The sequence below is a fragment of the Streptomyces sp. NPDC002779 genome (assembly GCF_042888685.1).
Taxonomy (GTDB): Bacteria; Actinomycetota; Actinomycetes; order Streptomycetales; family Streptomycetaceae; genus Streptomyces.
The window spans coordinates 252,917-270,080 of record NZ_JBIAQC010000003.1 but is presented as its reverse complement, the minus strand read 5'-3'; the positions used below and the strand labels follow the sequence as shown (position 1 = coordinate 270,080).

The 17,164-nt window shown below is 69.6% G+C and carries 16 protein-coding genes and 1 tRNA gene; 9 read left to right on the top strand and 8 right to left on the bottom strand.

Features of this window, described 5'->3' with window-relative positions; all coding sequences use genetic code 11:
- Nucleotides 1–99 precede the first annotated feature (99 nt).
- On the top strand, nt 100–1,086 hold the full coding sequence (locus tag ACFYW5_RS11080; RefSeq protein WP_389416646.1) for an NAD-dependent epimerase/dehydratase family protein: 987 nt from the start codon (nt 100–102) through the stop codon (nt 1,084–1,086).
- A gap of 307 nt (nt 1,087–1,393) precedes the next feature.
- Entirely contained in the window at nt 1,394–2,614 is a 1,221-nt protein-coding gene (locus tag ACFYW5_RS11075) for a beta-ketoacyl-[acyl-carrier-protein] synthase family protein (protein ID WP_389416645.1), read from the top strand.
- Nucleotides 2,615–2,695: 81 nt separating this feature from the next.
- Here ACFYW5_RS11075 and ACFYW5_RS11070 read toward each other — a convergent pair.
- A tRNA-Leu gene (locus ACFYW5_RS11070) sits at nt 2,696–2,782 on the bottom strand.
- A 446-nt stretch (nt 2,783–3,228) separates the two neighbouring features.
- Between ACFYW5_RS11070 and ACFYW5_RS11065 the strand changes: the two genes are divergently transcribed.
- The 6 genes from ACFYW5_RS11065 to pknB all read left to right on the top strand — a co-directional run bounded on the left by ACFYW5_RS11065 (nt 3,229) and on the right by pknB (nt 11,419).
- The gene (locus ACFYW5_RS11065) at nt 3,229–4,089 is read left to right on the top strand and encodes an FhaA domain-containing protein (RefSeq protein ID WP_389416644.1); all 861 of its coding nucleotides are present in this window, start codon (nt 3,229–3,231) and stop codon (nt 4,087–4,089) included.
- 10 nt (nt 4,090–4,099) lie between these two features.
- Nucleotides 4,100–4,615, top strand: coding sequence for an FHA domain-containing protein (locus ACFYW5_RS11060; protein WP_250073558.1), 516 nt, complete (start codon nt 4,100–4,102; stop codon nt 4,613–4,615).
- A 98-nt stretch (nt 4,616–4,713) separates the two neighbouring features.
- Nucleotides 4,714–6,285 (top strand): Stp1/IreP family PP2C-type Ser/Thr phosphatase, encoded by a 1,572-nt coding sequence (locus ACFYW5_RS11055; protein ID WP_389417001.1) that lies wholly within the window; start codon nt 4,714–4,716, stop codon nt 6,283–6,285.
- A gap of 27 nt (nt 6,286–6,312) precedes the next feature.
- Nucleotides 6,313–7,764 (top strand): FtsW/RodA/SpoVE family cell cycle protein, encoded by a 1,452-nt coding sequence (locus tag ACFYW5_RS11050; RefSeq protein WP_389416643.1) that lies wholly within the window; start codon nt 6,313–6,315, stop codon nt 7,762–7,764.
- Nucleotides 7,761–9,236 carry a peptidoglycan D,D-transpeptidase FtsI family protein gene (locus ACFYW5_RS11045; protein ID WP_389416642.1) on the top strand — a complete coding sequence of 492 codons (1,476 nt, stop codon included), beginning with the start codon at nt 7,761–7,763 and terminating at the stop codon, nt 9,234–9,236. Before ACFYW5_RS11050 ends, ACFYW5_RS11045 begins: the two co-directional genes overlap by 4 nt.
- 170 nt (nt 9,237–9,406) lie before the next feature.
- Entirely contained in the window at nt 9,407–11,419 is a 2,013-nt protein-coding gene (gene pknB, locus ACFYW5_RS11040) for a Stk1 family PASTA domain-containing Ser/Thr kinase (protein WP_389416641.1), read from the top strand.
- Nucleotides 11,420–11,489: 70 nt separating this feature from the next.
- Here the strand turns inward: pknB and ACFYW5_RS11035 are convergent, their stop codons facing one another.
- Genes ACFYW5_RS11035 through ACFYW5_RS11010 form a run of 6 tightly spaced genes read right to left on the bottom strand, consistent with a single transcriptional unit; the run spans nt 11,490 to nt 15,593 of the window.
- Complete coding sequence (locus ACFYW5_RS11035; RefSeq protein WP_389416640.1) at nt 11,490–12,230, bottom strand: class E sortase; 741 nt, start codon at nt 12,228–12,230, stop codon at nt 11,490–11,492.
- Between the two features lie 13 nt (nt 12,231–12,243).
- The gene (locus ACFYW5_RS11030; protein ID WP_389416639.1) at nt 12,244–13,275 is read right to left on the bottom strand and encodes a class E sortase; all 1,032 of its coding nucleotides are present in this window, start codon (nt 13,273–13,275) and stop codon (nt 12,244–12,246) included.
- A complete protein-coding gene (locus ACFYW5_RS11025) occupies nt 13,272–13,910 on the bottom strand; it encodes an aminodeoxychorismate/anthranilate synthase component II (protein ID WP_351982853.1) in 639 nt (212 codons plus the stop codon). Before ACFYW5_RS11025 ends, ACFYW5_RS11030 begins: the two co-directional genes overlap by 4 nt.
- The gene (locus ACFYW5_RS11020) at nt 13,907–14,104 is read right to left on the bottom strand and encodes a hypothetical protein (RefSeq protein WP_389417017.1); all 198 of its coding nucleotides are present in this window, start codon (nt 14,102–14,104) and stop codon (nt 13,907–13,909) included. Before ACFYW5_RS11020 ends, ACFYW5_RS11025 begins: the two co-directional genes overlap by 4 nt.
- Nucleotides 14,105–14,122: 18 nt before the next feature.
- Nucleotides 14,123–14,794: a class E sortase gene (locus ACFYW5_RS11015; protein ID WP_389416638.1), complete on the bottom strand. Its 672-nt coding sequence runs from the start codon at nt 14,792–14,794 to the stop codon at nt 14,123–14,125.
- 19 nt (nt 14,795–14,813) lie between these two features.
- Nucleotides 14,814–15,593: a DUF881 domain-containing protein gene (locus tag ACFYW5_RS11010; protein WP_389416637.1), complete on the bottom strand. Its 780-nt coding sequence runs from the start codon at nt 15,591–15,593 to the stop codon at nt 14,814–14,816.
- Nucleotides 15,594–15,734: 141 nt separating this feature from the next.
- Here ACFYW5_RS11010 and crgA point away from each other — a divergent pair, with 141 nt between their 5' ends.
- Nucleotides 15,735–15,989, top strand: coding sequence for a cell division protein CrgA (crgA, locus tag ACFYW5_RS11005; RefSeq protein WP_269660472.1), 255 nt, complete (start codon nt 15,735–15,737; stop codon nt 15,987–15,989).
- A 278-nt stretch (nt 15,990–16,267) separates the two neighbouring features.
- On the opposite strand, the gene ACFYW5_RS11000 is transcribed toward crgA, so the two are convergent.
- Nucleotides 16,268–17,155, bottom strand: a complete 888-nt coding sequence (locus tag ACFYW5_RS11000) for a rhomboid family intramembrane serine protease (RefSeq protein WP_389416636.1) — start codon at nt 17,153–17,155, stop codon at nt 16,268–16,270.
- Nucleotides 17,156–17,164 lie beyond the last annotated feature (9 nt).

The following is a 17,164-nucleotide window of genomic DNA, read 5'->3' as shown; positions in this document are numbered from 1 at the left end:
GCACCGACGGCAACCCCACGCGCCGCTTTCTTCCCCCCTCCGTGCCGCACTGCCTGCCCTGATCCCTTTTCCCGAGACGAGATCGGAAAGAAATCCCACATGGCACCCACGCGACGGATACTGATCACCGGTGGCACCGGCTTCGTGGGCTCCCACGTCACCGGCCTGCTCTCCACCGGCCCTGCCGCGCTGGACTCCCCGCAGCTGCGCCTACTCGTCCACAACCGCCCCCCGGCCCTCGACGACACGGGCCGGGTGGAGGTGCGCCACGGCTCGCTGCGCGACCCGCGCTCGCTGCGCGGTGTCTGCGACGGCGTGGACACCGTGCTCCATCTGGCCTCGCTGATCGGCGGCAGCCCCGCGGACTGCGCGGCCGTCAACGACGCGGGCACCGAGGCCCTGCTGGCGGAGGCCGCCCGCGCGGGGGTCGAGCGGATCGTCCAGCTGGGCACCACGGCCGTCTACCGGGACGAGCCGCACACCGGGGCCAGGGAGGGCGAACCGGAGCTCGGCCCGTCCTCGCCGACCAGCGTCAGCAGGCTCGCCGGTGAACAGCGGGTCCTCGCGGCCGGCGGCCTGGTCCTGCGCCCGCATCTGGTCCACGGCCCCGGAGACGTCTGGGTGGTCCCGGCGCTGGTGGACTTCCTCACCGCCTTCCCCCACTGGATCGACGGCGGACGTGCCCGCACGTCCGTGATCGGTGTGCACGATCTGGCCCGGGTCGTGGCCGCGCTGGCCCTGCGGCCCGAGCTGCCGCGCGGTGCGGTCCTGCACGCGGCCCGGCCGGAGCCGGTCCTGGTGCGGGACCTGATCGAGACGGTCTGCCGCGAGCTGCGGCTGCCGCCGCCCGAGGGCGAGGTGTCCTACGCCCGGGCGGCCGCGCTGACCGGCGCCGACCGGGACAGCCTGGTCCGGCGGCGTCTGTCGTTGCTCGCGGTCGACCACTGGTACGACAGCTCCCGTCTGTGGCAGTTGCTCGACATGGCGCCCACGGGTGACTTCGCCCGTGACTTCGCCGTCGGTGCCACCTGGTACCGGTCGCTCCTGGCCCGCCGTACGGACGGCGAGTTGTTCTCCACGAGGTGACGACCGGAACCGTGACACGGCCGCGAACCCCACCGGACTGTCCCCGGTCCGGTGGGGGCGCCGCTGCACCGAGGACACGCTAGGCCGCCACGCCGCGATCTTCTCGCCCGGCCGCGCACGCGCAGTGGCACATCCGCGCACGACGACAGGGGTGCCGGAACGGCGGTTCGACGTGCCCGTACCCGGTGCCACGTTCACGCAGGATCTCTGGCCCGTTCGCGTCCGGCGGGCCCGTCCGGCCGTCCGCCGGGCGATGGTGTCAGGACGTATCGACGAATTGGCCCCGCCGGATCCGAGGAGAGTTCAGATGGCCCCGCACGGTGACGACGTACTGGTGACAGGTGTCGGTGCGCTGACACCGCTCGGCGCGACCGCCGCCGCGTCCTGGGACGGCCTGCTGGCCGGGCGTTCCGGCGTCCGCGACCTCGGCCCCGACTGGCCCGAGGAGCTGCCGGTGCGCATCGCCGGCACCGTGGCGGGCGATCTCACCGAGGCGATCGGCCGGGCGCAGGCCCGCAAGCTGGACCGGGGCGAGCAACTGGCCGTGCTGGCCGCCCGCGAGGCCTGGCAGGACGCGGGGGTGCCGCGGGTCGAGCCGGAGCGCCTCGCGGTCGTCGTCGGCACCGGCATCGGTGGCATCCTCAGCTCGCTGGGCCAGGACGACCTCTACGAGAGCACGGGCATGCGGCGGCTGTCGCCGTTCGCGGTGCCGATGCTGATGCCCAACGGCCCGGCCGCCTGGGTCTCCATGGAGCTCGGCGCCCGGGCCGGCGCCCGCGCCCCCGTCAGCGCCTGTGCCTCCGGCGCGGAGTCCCTCGCGCTGGGCCTGGACCTGATCCGGGCGGGCCGCGCCGATGTCGTCGTCGCGGGCGGCACCGAGGCCACCCTGCACCCGTTCATGATCGCGGCCTTCGCCCAGATGAAGGCGCTGTCCGTGCGGGGCGGCGACCCGGCGGCGGTGTCCCGCCCGTTCGACGCGGCCCGCTCCGGGTTCGTGATCGCCGAGGGAGCCGCCCTGGTCGTCCTGGAGCGCGCGGAGTTCGCCCGGGCGCGCGGGGCCCGGGTCTACGGCGCGCTCGCGGGCGCGGCCGTGCAGTCCAGCGCCCAGCACATCACCGCCTCCGACGCGGAGGGCCAGATCCAGGCGATGCGCACGGCGCTGGCCGACGCGGGCGTCGAGGCGCGGGACATCGGGCACGTCCACGCGCACGCCACCTCCACCCCGAGCGGGGATCTCGCGGAGGCCGAGGCGCTGCACAAGGTGGTCGGCGACGAGGCCGCGGTCACCGCCACCAAGTCCATGACGGGCCACATGCTGGGCGCCTCCGGTGCGTTCGGCGCCCTGTCCACGCTGCTGTCCCTGCACCACGGGGTGGTCCCGGCGGTCCGCAACCTCGACGAGCAGGACCCCGAGATCCGGCTCGACGTGGTCCGCGGCGAGAACCGCACCGGCTCCTGGGACGCGGCCCTCGCCAACTCCTTCGGCTTCGGCGGCCACAACGTCAGCCTGGTCATGAAGCGCGCCTGAGAGCTTCCTCACAGAGGAGACGCCTCTGCCGGTCACCGGACAACAAGAAAGAGCGGCATCTGATCGATGCCGCTCTTCCGGTGGTGCGCGAGGGGGGAGTTGAACCCCCACGCCCTTTCGGGCACTGGAACCTGAATCCAGCGCGTCTGCCTATTCCGCCACCCGCGCATTGGGTGTGTCCTCAGGCCCTGTCCCTTGCGGTTCCGCGCCTTCCGACATCGAGAACATTAGCACGCTGGACCGGGTGGGTTCACATCCCTTCCGCCGGGGCAGCAGCCCCCCTGCGCGGCCCTGACGCGTCTCAGGCCGTCTCTGTTCACGTATCAACCTCGTACCGGTCCGGCCCGTCTGCCCCACAGCCGGTCCGGGTCCACAGTCAGGTGCGGGACACTGGTCTGCGGCCGCCTCTACGATCCTTGGCAGGAGTACGCCCGAGAAGAGTTCGAAGGCGAGCTCCACAGGGAACTTCGTCAGGCGTCGACACCCGTCGACCGGGCCGACAGGGGGAACCAGCCGATTCACCGGCGCGTGGATACGATCAGTAAGCAGTACCAGGTAAGGCAGTACCCGCAGGGCGGGACGCAGGACACAAGCAGCTACGGAGGAGGTGCCCCATGGGAGTCCTGAAGAAGTTCGAGCAGCGTCTCGAAGGTCTGGTCAACGGCACGTTCGCCAAGGTGTTCAAGTCCGAGGTCCAGCCCGTGGAGATCGCGGGAGCCCTGCAGCGCGAGTGCGACAACAACGCGACCATCTGGAACCGTGACCGCACGGTCGTCCCCAATGACTTCATCGTGGAGCTCAGCGCACCGGACTTCGAGCGCCTGAGCCCCTACTCCGGGCAGCTCGGCGACGAGCTCGCCGGCATGGTCCGCGACTACGCCAAGCAGCAGCGCTACAGCTTCATGGGCCCCATCAAGGTCCACCTGGAGAAGGCCGACGACCTCGACACCGGCCTGTACCGCGTACGCAGCCGCACCCTGGCCGGCTCCACCGACCAGCAGGGCGGCCAGCCCGCCGCCGCCCCGGCCGGACGCCCCGGCGGCTACGGCTACCCGCCCGCCGCCGCTCCGGCCGCGCCCGCGGGAGCCCCGCCGATGCCGAGCGCGCCGCCCCCCGGCGGCGCCCGCCCCGGCGGCTACGGCTACCCCCAGCCCGCAGGCGGCCCGCGTCCCGCGGCGCCCGCGGCCGCCGGCCGCACCCGCTACTGGATCGAGATCAACGGCACCCGCCATCAGATCTCCCGCGCGACGCTCGTGCTGGGCCGCAGCACCGAGGCCGACGTGCGGATCGACGACCCCGGCGTCTCCCGCCGGCACTGTGAGATCCGGACCGGAACGCCCTCGACGATCCAGGATCTCGGGTCCACCAACGGCATCGTGGTGGACGGACAGCACACCACCCGCGCTACGCTCCGCGACGGCTCGCGGATCGTCGTGGGCAACACCACCATTCTCTATAGGCAAGCCGAAGGGTGAAGCGGGGGCAATGTCAGAGCTGACCCTCACGGTCATGCGGCTGGGTTTCCTGGCCGTCCTGTGGCTGTTCGTGATCGTGGCCGTGCAGGTCATCCGCAGCGACCTGTTCGGTACGCGCGTCACCCAGCGCGGGTCGCGCCGGGAGGCCGGACGCCAGCAGCAGCAGGCGCGCCAGGCGGCGCCACCACAGCAGCGCCAGCAGACGGGCGGCGGTGGCCGTCAGCGCCGTAACGCCCCCACCAAACTCGTGGTCTCCGAGGGCACCCTCACCGGCACCACGGTCGCGCTCCAGGGCCAGACCATCACGCTGGGCCGGGCGCACGACAGCACGATCGTGCTGGACGACGACTACGCCTCGAGCCGGCATGCCAGGATCTACCCGGACCGCGACGGCAACTGGATCGTCGAGGACCTGGGCTCCACCAATGGCACGTACCTCGACCGATCGCGGCTGACGACCCCGACCCCGATTCCGCTGGGCGCGCCGATCCGCATCGGCAAGACCGTCATCGAGCTGCGGAAGTAGTGCTGCATCATGAATAGGCGCGAGCGGAGCGAGCACGCAGCGGAGGCCCCCACGACGGGCCCCGGCGCGCTCCCGACCGGAGGGTGGGCACCGTGCGGATGTACCCGGAGCCGACGGGCGAGGTGCGCATGAGTCTGTCACTGCGCTTCGCCGCCGGATCGCACAAAGGCATGATCCGGGAGGGCAACGAGGACTCCGGATACGCCGGTCCCCGGCTGCTCGCCATCGCCGACGGCATGGGCGGCGCGGCGGCCGGCGAGGTCGCCTCCTCCGAGGCCATCTCCACCATCGTCGCCCTCGACGACGACGTGCCCGGCTCCGACATCCTCACCTCGCTCGGCACCGCCGTGCAGCGCGCCAACGACCAGCTGCGCTCGATGGTCGAGGACGACCCTCAGCTGGAGGGCATGGGCACCACGCTCACCGCCCTGCTGTGGACCGGGCAGCGCCTGGGCCTGGTGCACGTCGGCGACTCGCGCGCGTACCTGCTGCGCGACGGTGTGCTCACCCAGATCACGCAGGACCACACCTGGGTGCAGCGGCTCGTCGACGAGGGCCGGATCACCGAGGAGGAAGCCACCACCCACCCCCAACGCTCCCTGCTGATGCGGGCGTTGGGCAGCGGCGACCATGTCGAGCCGGATCTGTCGATCCGCGAGGTCCGGGCCGGCGACCGCTATCTGATCTGCTCCGACGGCCTCTCCGGCGTCGTGTCCCACCAGACCCTGGAGGACACCCTCGCCAGCTATCAGGGCCCCCAGGAGACCGTGCAGGAGCTCATCCAGCTCGCGCTGCGCGGCGGCGGCCCCGACAACATCACCGTGATCGTCGCGGACGTCCTCGACCTGGACACCGGGGACACCCTCGCCGGGCAGATCTCCGACCAGCCCGTCGTGGTCGGCGCCGTCGCCGAGAACCAGCACCAGCTGCACGACAACGGCATCATGCAGACCCCCGCGGGCCGCGCCTCCGGGCTCGGCCGCCAGGTGCCCGGACAGGGCGGCGGAGGCGGCGAGTTCGGCCCGCCCGGCTCCGGCGACACCACCGGCTACATCTCCACGGCCGACTTCGGCGACTACGGCGACGACGACTTCGTCAAGCCCCGCAAGGGCCGCAAGTGGCTGAAGAGATCCTTCTACTCGGTGCTCGCGCTGGCCGTCGTCGGCGGCGGTCTGTACGGCGGCTGGCGCTGGACGCAGACCCAGTACTACGTGGGCGCCAACGGCGAGCACGTCGCCCTGTACCGGGGCATCAGCCAGGACCTCGCCTGGGTCTCGCTGTCGGATGTGGAGAAGGACCACCCCGAGATCGAACTCAAGTACCTCCCGCCGTACCAGCAGGAGCTTGTCGAGGCGACGATCCCCGAGGGCGGGCTCGACGACGCCCAGAAGAAGATCGACGAGCTGGCCCTGCAGGCCTCCGCGTGCAAGAAGCAGTCCGAGCGGCAGGCGGCCGAGCGCGAGCGGAACTCCCGGACCGGCGAGGGCGAGGCCGGAGGCACCACGGGAACCACGCGTACCTCCCTCACGTCCAAGGCGTCACCGACACCCACGCCGTCGGACAAGCCCTCGAACTCCCCGTCCCCGTCCGCGACCGCCCCTACTCCCACTCCCGGCCCCACCCTCTCGGAGGAAGAGCAGAAGGTCGTCTCGAAGTGCGGTACGCAGTAGGCAAGCCGTGAGAGGCCCCGTCACACGATGAGCAGTACGCCCAACACCTCGACGCATCACACGTCCACGATCGGCTCCATCGGCGCACCGAGCCGACGCAACACCGAGCTCGCGCTGCTGGTGTTCGCCGTCGTCATTCCGGTTTTCGCCTATGCCAATGTGGGGCTGGCGATCAATGACGAGGTGCCCACCGGCCTCCTGGGCTACGGCCTGGGCTTCGGTCTGCTGGCCGGGGTCGGCCATCTCGCGGTCCGCAAGTTCGCGCCGTACGCCGATCCGCTGCTGCTGCCCCTCGCCACGCTGCTCAACGGCCTGGGACTGGTCGCCATCTGGCGTCTGGACCAGTCCAAGCGCCTGCAGCAGAGCAACATCTACGTCGAGGCGGCACCGCGCCAGCTGCTGTACTCGGCGATGGGCCTCGCCCTGCTGGTGTGCGTACTGATCCTCCTCAAGGACCACCGCGTCCTGCAGCGCTACACGTACATCTCCATGGCCGCAGCGTTGTTCCTGCTGGTCCTGCCGCTCGTGCCCGGACTCGGCGCGGATGTCTACGGCGCCAAGATCTGGATCAAGATCCCCGGCCTCGGCACGCTCCAGCCGGGTGAGTTCGCGAAGATCGCCCTCGCGGTCTTCTTCGCCGGCTACCTCATGGTCAAGCGAGACGCCCTGGCACTGGCCAGCCGCCGCTTCATGGGCCTGTACCTGCCGCGCGGCCGCGACCTCGGACCCATCCTCGTGATCTGGGTGCTCTCGATCCTCATCCTGATCTTCGAGACCGACCTCGGTACGTCCCTGCTGTTCTTCGGGATGTTCGTCATCATGCTGTACGTCGCCACCGAGCGGACCAGCTGGATCGTCTTCGGTCTGCTGATGTCCGCGGTCGGCGCCGTCGGCGTGGCGAGCTTCGAACCGCACATCCAGACCCGTGTACAGGCCTGGCTCGACCCGATGCGCGAGTACGAGCTCTCCCGTGCCGGGGTCCAGGACGGCATCGTCCACTCCGAGCAGGCCATGCAGGCCCTGTGGGCGTTCGGCTCCGGCGGCACCCTCGGCACCGGCCTCGGACAGGGCAACTCCGACCTGATCGGCTTCGCCGCCAACTCCGACTTCATCCTGGCCACGTTCGGCGAGGAGCTGGGCCTGGCGGGCGTCATGGCGATCCTGCTGATCTACGGCCTGATCATCGAGCGCGGCATCCGTACCTCGCTGGCGGCCCGCGACCCGTTCGGCAAGCTGCTGGCCGTCGGCCTGTCCGGCGCCTTCGCCCTTCAGGTCTTCGTGGTGGCCGGTGGTGTCATGGGCCTCATCCCGCTGACCGGTATGACGCTGCCGTTCGTGGCCTACGGCGGTTCGTCCGTCATCGCCAACTGGGCCCTGATCGGCATCCTGCTGCGGATCAGCGACACCGCGCGCCGCCCGGCGCCCACCCCCGCCCCCAACCCCGACGCCGAGATGACCCAGGTGGTGCGCCCGACATGAACAAGCCCCTGCGCCGGATCGCGATCTTCTGCGGACTTCTGATCCTCGCCCTGCTCGTCCGCAACAACTACCTGCAGTACGTCAAGGCCGACGACCTGGCGGACGACAGCGAGAACCGCCGCGTCAACATCGAGCGGTACTCGACCAAGCGCGGAAACATCATCGTCGACGGCAAGGCGATCACCGGCTCCGTGGAGTCCGAGAGCGGCGACTACAAGTACAAGCGCACCTGGACCGACGGGGCCATGTGGGCGCCGGTGACCGGCTACTCGTCGCAGGCTTTTGGCGCCAACCAGCTGGAGCGGCTGGAGGACGGCATCCTCACCGGGACGGACGACCGCCTCTTCTTCCGCAACACCCTCGACATGCTGACGGGCAAGCCCAAGAAGGGCGGCAGCGTCGAGCTCACCCTCAACGCCGCCGCGCAGAAGGCCGCGTACGAAGGACTCGGCTCCAAGAAGGGCGCCGTCGCCGCGATCGACCCGGCCACCGGCAAGATCCTGGCGCTGGTCTCCACCCCGTCGTACGACCCGTCGAAGTTCGCCGGGAACTCCGACAAGGACGCCGAGGCCTGGAACGCCGTACAGAAGAAGAACAACCCCGACGACCCAATGCTGAACCGGGCGCTGCGCGAGGTCTACCCGCCGGGGTCCACCTTCAAGGTGGTCACCGCGGCCGCGGCGCTGGAGAACGGTGAGGTCTCCGGGATCGACGAGGCGACCAAGACGCCGGACCCGTACCAGCTGCCGCAGACCACCGGGGACCCGCTCACCAACCAGCACGGTGAGTGCAAGAACGCCACCCTGAAGTACGCGCTCATGGTGTCCTGCAACACCGTCTTCGCGAAGATGGCCGACAACGTCGGCAACGAGAAGATGATCGAGCAGGCGGAGAAGTTCGGCTTCAACGACCCGGAGCTGGACACCCCGGTGCGTGCCGCGGAGAGCATCTACCCCGAGGACAACGCGCCGCAGAACGCCATGGACGGCATCGGCCAGGCCTCCAACCGGGCCACCCCGCTGCAGATGGCCATGGTCGCCTCGGCTGTCGCCAACGACGGCAAGCTGATGAAGCCGTACATGGTCGACCAGCTCAAGGCCGCGAACCTCGACACCATCGCGACCAACGAGCCGGAGGAGCTGTCCCAGGCCGTCTCCGCCGACACCGCGCAGAAGCTCCAGGAAATGATGGAGGCCGTGGTCAACGACCCGCAGGGCACCGGCTCCAGCGCGCGGATCGACGGCGCCACGGTCGGCGGCAAGACCGGTACCGCCCAGCACGGCCTGAACAACAGCGAGAAGCCGTACGCCTGGTTCATCTCCTACGCCAAGCTGTCCGACGGCAGCTCTCCGGTGGCGGTCGCCGTGGTCGTCGAGGACGGTGCCGCCAACCGTGACGACATCAGCGGCGGCGGTCTGGCCGGCCCGATCGCAAGGGACGTGATGAAGGCAGTCATCGACAGCAAGAAGTGACCCCGCTCACGTTGCCTTCACATCGGTGCACGTTGCGATACCGGTCCTGTATCGGGTGACGGGCTTGGCCAGGTCACACAGAGCGAGCCGGGTACGGTAGGCCCGGACGGCAGCCTCCGACCGTACAAGCATGCCGGTCGGGACCGACGGAGAGGGCTGGTAGGTAGCTTATGGAAGAGCCGCGTCGCCTCGGCGGCCGGTACGAGCTGGGCCAAGTGCTCGGCCGTGGTGGCATGGCCGAGGTCTACCTCGCGCATGACCAGCGCCTCGGCCGCACCGTGGCAGTGAAGACGCTGCGCGCGGATCTCGCGCGAGACCCGTCCTTCCAGGCCCGCTTCCGCCGGGAGGCCCAGTCGGCCGCCTCGCTCAACCACCCCGCGATCGTGGCGGTCTACGACACGGGCGAGGACTACATCGACAACGTGTCGATCCCGTACATCGTCATGGAGTACGTCGACGGGTCCACTCTGCGTGAGCTTCTGCACAGTGGCCGCAAGCTGCTGCCGGAGCGCTCGATGGAGATGACCATCGGCATCCTCCAGGCGCTGGAGTACTCGCACCGCAACGGCATCGTCCACCGCGACATCAAGCCGGCCAACGTCATGCTGACGCGCAACGGCCAGGTCAAGGTCATGGACTTCGGTATCGCCCGCGCGATGGGCGACTCCGGGATGACGATGACGCAGACGTCGGCCGTCATCGGCACCGCCCAGTACCTCTCGCCGGAACAGGCGAAGGGCGAGCAGGTCGACAACCGGTCCGACCTCTACTCCACGGGCTGCCTGCTGTACGAGCTGCTGACGGTACGGCCGCCCTTCGTGGGCGACTCCCCGGTGGCCGTGGCCTACCAGCACGTCCGCGAGGAGGCCCAGCCTCCGTCGGTCTTCGACCCCGAGATCACGCCCGAGATGGACGCCATCGTCCTGAAGGCGCTGGTCAAGGACCCGAACTACCGCTATCAATCCGCCGACGAGATGCGGCTCGACATCGAGGCCGCCCTGGACGGCCAGCCGGTCGCCGCCACCGCGGCGATGGGCTCGGTCGGCTACGGCGGCTACCCCGACGACCAGCCGACGACGGCCCTGCGCTCCTCGGACGCCGGCGCCACGTCGATGCTGCCGCCGATGAACCCGGACGACGGCGGCTTCGGCTACGACGACCGCCCGGACCGGCGCCGCCAGAAGAAGAACAACACCTCCACGATCCTGCTGGTCGTGGCCGCGGTGCTGGTCCTGGTGGGCGCCATCCTGATCGGAAAGTGGATCTTCGACGGCGAGGGAGTCTCCAACAACACCACGAAGGCGCCGGACTTCGTGGGCCTCACCCTCGAGAAGGCCGAGCAGCGGGCCAAGAACGCCGAGCTGACGCTGAACCCCACCGAGAAGCCCTGCGAGGACCAGACCAAGGGCAAGATCTGCTCGCAGACGCCGACCGGGGGCGCGACCGTCGACAAGAACTCGACCATCGACGTCGTGGTGTCGACCGGTGCGCCGAAGGTGGCGGTGCCGAGTGTGCTCGGGGACTCCTTCGAGGACGCCAAGGCGCGGCTGGAAGACGACAAGTACGAGTTCGTCGTCAAGAAGAAGGAGGAGGTGTCGTCGGAGCCGGAAGGCACCGTCACGGCACAGGACCCCGAACTCGGCGCGGAGGTCGAGAAGGGCTCCACGATCACCCTCACCGTGGCCAAGGCCGAGGAGAAGGCGACCGTTCCCGATGTCGTCGGCAAGTCCTGCGACGAGGCGAAGACCCAGATGACGGCCAGCGAGCTGGTCGGCGAGTGCACCGAGGTCGAGACCCAGGACCCGAACCAGGTGGGCAAGGTCATCAAGACCACCCCCGCGGCCGGCCAGACGGCCGACCCCGGTTCCAAGGTCAACATCGAGGTCGGCAAGCAGCCCGCGAACACCCAGGTCCAGGTCCCGCAAATCCAGGGACAGAAGCTCAAGGACGCCAAGAAGATGCTGACGGACGCGGGCCTGGCGGTCGGCAACATCGGCGGATCCCAGGACGACAACGCCACGGTCCTCAGCTCCAACCCGGCCCCGGGCACCGCGGTCAACAAGGGCCAGACCGTCGACATCATCGCCGTCGACGGCGGCGGCGGCGAGGACGGCGGCAACGGCAACGGCAACGGAGGAATCTTCGGCGGAGTGAACGGCGTGACGCTCCGCACGGAGAACTGACCCCGGCTCAGCCCGTACGACGGCCCCGGATCCCCTTCAGGGGGAGCCGGGGCCGTCGTCGTACCTCTGGCTAGCGCAGTTCCTTCGGCAGGGTCCGCTGGGCGTCGACCTTTTCCACGCGGTCCAGTTCGCCCCACACGACGAAGCGGTAGCGGCTCGTGTAGACCGGGGTGCAGGTCGTCAGGGTGATGTAGTGGCCCGCCTTGGTGCGGCCCGATTCCTCGGGGACCGCGCCGAGGACCTTGACGTTGTACTTCGAGGTCTCCGGGAGGGCGGCGTAGACCTTGTAGACGTACCACTTGTCCTTCGTCTCGAAGACGATCGGGTCGCCCTTCACCAGCTTGTCGATGTTGTGGAACTTCGCGCCGTGGCCGTCGCGGTGGGCGGCGAGGGAGAAGTTGCCCTTCTTGCCGGAGGTCGGCAGGGTCGCCTTGACCGGGTCGGTGTAGTAACCGGCGACGCCGTCGTTGAGGATCTTCGCCGTCGTGCCCTTCTCGACCAGGATCTCGCCCTTGGTCATGTCCGGGACGTGCAGGAAGCCGATGCCGTTCTTGGAGTCGTAGGCCACCGGGCCGTCACCGGCGTCCTGGGCCCAGCCGTCGCGGACCTGGTCGCCCTGCTGGTCCGCCTTGCGGTCCGCGATGACGTTCGTCCACCACAGGGAGTAGACGACGAACAGACCCAGCACCAGGCCCGCCGTGATGAGGAGTTCACCGAAGACGCTGATCGCCACCGCGACCCGGCCGGGACCCCGGCGCCGGGGGGAGGTGGGGGTGCCCGTCAGCTCTTGCTGCTCGGTGGTCGCTGCCACTGTTCATCTGCCCTTACTGGACGAGCGCATCCGGCTTGCCCTTGCTGCGCGGCCGTTCCTCGGCCATCTTGCCCCAGACGATCATCCGGTACTTGCTGGTGAACTCCGGCGTGCACGTGGTGAGGGTGATGTAGCGGCCGGGCCCGGTGAACCCCGAGCCCTTCGGCACGGGGTCCAGCACGCTCACATTGCTCGGCGCCGTCACCGGCAGCATCGAGGCCATCTTGTAGACGAAGTAGTCGTCCTGCGTCTCCACCACGATCGGGTCGCCCGGCTCCAGCCGGTTGATGTAGCGGAACGGTTCCCCGTGGGTGTTGCGGTGCCCCGCGAGACCGAAGTTCCCCGTCTTCGCCTCCGGCATCGCCGTCTTCAGCGCGCCCTCCGCGTAGTGCCCGACCATCCCCCGGTCCAGCACCTTCTTGCTGCTGATGCCCTCGGCGATGGGGACCACCACGTCCAGCTTCGGGATGTGCAGGATGGCGAAGCCCTGCCCCGGCTCGAAGGTCCCGGGGTTGCGCTTGCCGCTCTCCCAGTCCTCCTGGAGGCTGTTCTTCTCCTTGTCGGCCTGCGCGTGCGCCCGCACGTTCGTCCACCACAGCTGGTAGCTGACGAACAGCAGCATCAGCACACCGGTGGTGATGAACACCTCGCCGATCGCCCGGCTGACCAGCACTCCCGGACTCGGCTTGCGGGCCCGCGCCTGCCGGCGCGCCTCCACCCGCGACAGCGGCCGGTCCGGCGCCGACTCCGCGGCGGACGCCTGAGCCGCGCCCCCATGACACCCACGACGCCGCTTGGCGGCCTTTCTGCGGGCCGCACGCCCCCCGCCCGGGGTTCCGGAAGCGGCGGCACCGGACCCGCCCGCAGACGGGGATATCGGCCCGGACGGTTCCGGAACCCGCAGCGCCACCGTCTCGTCGTCGGCCGGCGCCCAGGGCTCCGCCGGCCCCGCGCTGTCGTACCACCCCCCGAGCGCACCGGAGTCCCCGTACGGCTGCTCTCCGTACGAGGCACCGGACTCGCGCTCGGGGCGCAGTTGGGTCACGCCGTGGCCCTGCCCACCACCGGGGCGAGCCCCGTCGACCTCGCCACGGCACCCTGGTCGCCGCACTCCGCCAGCCAGTTCGCCAGCATCCGGTGACCGTGCTCGGTCAGCACCGACTCGGGATGGAACTGCACGCCCTCGACCGGGAGTTCGCGGTGGCGCAGGCCCATGATGATGCCGTCGTGGGTGCGCGCGGTGACCTCCAGCGCGGCCGGCACGGTCGCCGGCTCGGCGGCCAGGGAGTGGTACCGGGTGGCCGTGAAGGGGGAGGGCAGGCCGGCGAAGACGCCCTTGCCCTCGTGCTCGACGGGCGAGGTCTTCCCGTGCAGCAGCTCCGGCGCCCGGTCCACTACACCGCCGTACGCCACCTGCATCGACTGCATGCCCAGGCAGACGCCGAAGACGGGAACGCCGGTGGCCGCGCAGTGGCGGACCATCTCGACGCAGACGCCCGCCTCCTCGGGAGTGCCGGGTCCGGGCGACAGCAGCACACCGTCGAAGCCGTCCTGGGCATGCGCCGTGGACACCTCGTCGTTGCGCAGGACCTCGCACTCGGCGCCCAGCTGGTAGAGGTACTGGACCAGGTTGAAGACGAAGCTGTCGTAGTTGTCGACGACGAGAATGCGCGCGCTCACTGGTTGTCCACCGTCACATCACCGAAGGGAAGAAGGGGCTCGGCCCACGGAAAGACGTACTGGAAGAGGACGTACACCGCGGCCACGACCAGCACGAGTGAGAGCAGGGCCTTCACCCACGCGTTTCCCGGCAGATGCCGCCAGATCCAGCCGTACATGCCGTCCCTTCCGTAGCGCCACGGCACCAGACTCACGCCGTACCGCCCACCAGACTAACGGCGCAGGGCCGCTGGTTTCCCGGCCTCCACGGGCTGTGTGGCGTCCAGATGCGCCCAGACGATCAGCCGGTGACTGTGGCCCCACTCCGGTTCGCACGTGGTGAGCGTGAGATAGCGCCCCGCGCGCGTGTACCTCGACTTACGTGGGACGGGGTCGATCACCTCAATGTCCGTGGGCACGGTCTTGTAGGGACCCTTGTCGATGCGGTACGTGAACCAGGTCGTCCCGTCCGTCAGCACCACCGCGTCACCCCGGCGCAGCCTGGGGAAGTCCTTGAAGGGGTCGCCGTACGTCCGGCGATGGCCCGCGACCGAGAAGTTGCCCCGCTGCCCGAGCCGCGCGGTGTGCGCGTAGTGGCCGAGGCCCTTCTTGAGGGTGCCGGTCGTCGTGCCCTCCAGCACCGGCTTGTTCCACGTGAAACCGAGCCGCGGGATGTACATGATCGCGAACGGCCTGCCGCTCCGGTACGCAGCCGGCTCCGGCGGGCTGCTCGGCGTGGGCCGCACGCTGTCGCGCGCCCACTGCTCCTGGAGCTGGTCGATCTGGTCGTCCATCACATGGTCGGCCTTGACGCCGGTCCAGAACAGCACATAGGCGACGAACAGGACGATCACGGTGCCTACGGTGATGCACAGCTCGCTGACGGTCCTGACGACAAGGCGCACCGGCGGCTCCCGGTCGGTCTCACTCCACGGGCTGGGCGTACTGCAGATCCACTGTGCCCGAGTAGCCGGGAAGAGTCACCGCCCCGTCCTCGGTCACTTTCCAGCCCAGGCCGTAGACATTGACGTAGACCATGTAGTTCTGGATCGCCGGACTCTCCGCGAGCGCCTTCTGCAGCTTCTCCGGCTCCCCGACCGCCGTGATCTTGTACGGCGGTGAGTAGACGCGGCCCTGGAGGATCAGGGTGTTGCCGACGCAGCGCACGGCGCTGGTGGAGATCAGCCGCTGGTCCATCACCTTGATGCCCTTGGCGCCGCCCTGCCAGAGCGCGTTGACCACGGCCTGCAGGTCCTGCTGGTGGATGACCAGGTAGTCGGGCTGCGGCTCGGGATAGCCGGGGAGCTTCGCGGTGGCGTCCGGCGGGGCGTCGTTCAGCGTGACCGTGATCGCCTCGCCGGTCACCTTCTGGGTGCCCGCGCTCTTCTCCAGACCCGCGAGCTTCTCGTCCTCGGCCTTGGTGCTGCCGTCGTCCCGCTCCGCGAGGCTCTCCACGTCCTCGCGCAGGGCGGCGTTGGACTCGTCCAGCTCGCCGTTCTTCAGGCTGCGCTCGTGGATCAGGTCCGACAGCTTCAGCAGGGAGGCGTCCGTGCGGATGTTGGTGCCCTTGGCCGTGTTGAAGCTGGTGAAGAAGATGAGGCCCGCGAGAGCGAAGACGGCAGCGGTGAGCACCCGCACGGGCCGGAAGCGGTGCCCGCGGGCAGGACTGGATCCCGGTGGGGGGAAGTCGGCAGAATTGCTCAACGTACCCTTATCTCCTTCGGCGCCACGGAAGCACTACGCTAACGGACGCCCGGGGGAGCACTCAGTGTCCCCTTGTACGCTGCCCCGAGCCAGCCACAGTTCCCTGCGCGGCCACACAGCGCATCGACAGGAGAGACCCTCGTGCCGAAGTCACGTATCCGCAAGAAGGCCGACTACACGCCGCCGCCGGCGAAGCAGGCGACCGCCATCAAGCTGACCAACCGCAGCTGGGTGGCGCCCGTGATGCTGGCCATGTTCGTCATCGGGCTGGCCTGGATCGTCGTGTTCTACGTGACCGACGGTTCGCTGCCCATCGACGCCTTGGGCAACTGGAACATCGTGGTGGGCTTCGGGTTCATCGCCGCCGGATTCGGCGTCTCCACGCAGTGGAAGTAGCGGCCACCACCCGGTGAACCCACCTCTGCCCAGGGCTATCCCCTGAGTTATCCACAGCGGTTTTCCACAGTGGGGAAAAGAAAGACGATCTGTGGATAACCCCTGGGGCGTTGACGCCGGTGTGACCGAAGTACCGGCATTCGAAAACGCGTTCGCCCCCTGCCTGACCTGCGGAAACGCGGGTCGGTGACAGGGGGCACAGCTGTTCCCGAACGGTATGCACAAGATCCGGCACTTGCTGTGGACAACAGTCCCGCTCAGGTGGGGATACGCACAGCTCAGGTGAGCTGTGCGGTCCTGAGCAGGACGATCCCGACGATCACCGCCAGCACCAGCGCACAGGTGCCGTACTGGATGAGGGCCCGCCGCTCACGCGGGGCGTGGACCATGCCGTAACCGATCACCACGCCCGCCACCAGGCCGCCGATGTGGGCCTGCCAGGAGATGTTGAAGCCGGGGTTGAAGGTGAAGAGCAGGTTGATCGCCAGCAGGGCGAGGATGGGCCGCATGTCGTAGTTCATGCGCCGCATCAGGACGGCGGTGGCACCGAAGAGCCCGAAGACGGCACCGGAGGCGCCGAGGGTGGCCGTGGTGGGGGAGGCCGCGAGATAGGCGAGGGTGCTGCCCGCCAGGCCCGACACCAGGTACAGGGTCAGATAGCGGCTCCGGCCGAGGGCGGCTTCCAGGGGACCGCCGAGCCACCACAGGCTGAGCATGTTGAAGCCGATGTGCCAGATCGCCTCGTGCGTGAACACCGAGGTGAACAGGCGGTACCACTCCCCGCCCGCGACGCCGTAGACGGGCGTGTAGGGCTCGGTGGGCACGGCACCGAGCAGGTAGAGGTCGCTCAGCAGCGACGGCCGGGCCTGCACGGCGATGAACACCGCGATGTTGATGCCGAGGAGGATCTTGGTGATCAGCCGGGGGTCCTCGGTGAGCGTGCCGCCCGCGATCGTGCGCGGCCGGGCCGCGGCGGGCGGGTGTCCGGTGCCGGAGCCGGTGCGCACGCAGTCGGGGCACTGGAAGCCGACGGAGGCACTGACCATGCACTCGGGGCAGATGGGGCGCTCGCACCGGGTGCAGCGCACGCCGGTCTCGCGTTCCGGGTGCCGGTAGCAGCCGGGCAGGCCCTGGGCCTGGTGCGCGCTGTCTGGCGCCTGGTCCATGAGATCCCC

Excerpts from the sequence above, each read along its gene's own strand:
- ACFYW5_RS11055 (WP_389417001.1), top strand. The coding sequence starts at position 4,714 with ATGTACCCGGAGCCGACGGGCGAGGTGCGCATGAGTCTGTCACTGCGC.
- ACFYW5_RS11060 (WP_250073558.1), top strand. The coding sequence starts at position 4,100 with ATGTCAGAGCTGACCCTCACGGTCATGCGGCTGGGTTTCCTGGCCGTC.
- ACFYW5_RS11065 (WP_389416644.1), top strand. The coding sequence starts at position 3,229 with ATGGGAGTCCTGAAGAAGTTCGAGCAGCGTCTCGAAGGTCTGGTCAAC.
- ACFYW5_RS11075 (WP_389416645.1), top strand. The coding sequence starts at position 1,394 with ATGGCCCCGCACGGTGACGACGTACTGGTGACAGGTGTCGGTGCGCTG.
- ACFYW5_RS11050 (WP_389416643.1), top strand. The coding sequence starts at position 6,313 with ATGAGCAGTACGCCCAACACCTCGACGCATCACACGTCCACGATCGGC.
- ACFYW5_RS11080 (WP_389416646.1), top strand. The coding sequence starts at position 100 with ATGGCACCCACGCGACGGATACTGATCACCGGTGGCACCGGCTTCGTG.
- pknB (WP_389416641.1), top strand. The coding sequence starts at position 9,407 with ATGGAAGAGCCGCGTCGCCTCGGCGGCCGGTACGAGCTGGGCCAAGTG.
- ACFYW5_RS11000 (WP_389416636.1), bottom strand. The coding sequence starts at position 17,155 with ATGGACCAGGCGCCAGACAGCGCGCACCAGGCCCAGGGCCTGCCCGGC.
- ACFYW5_RS11045 (WP_389416642.1), top strand. The coding sequence starts at position 7,761 with ATGAACAAGCCCCTGCGCCGGATCGCGATCTTCTGCGGACTTCTGATC.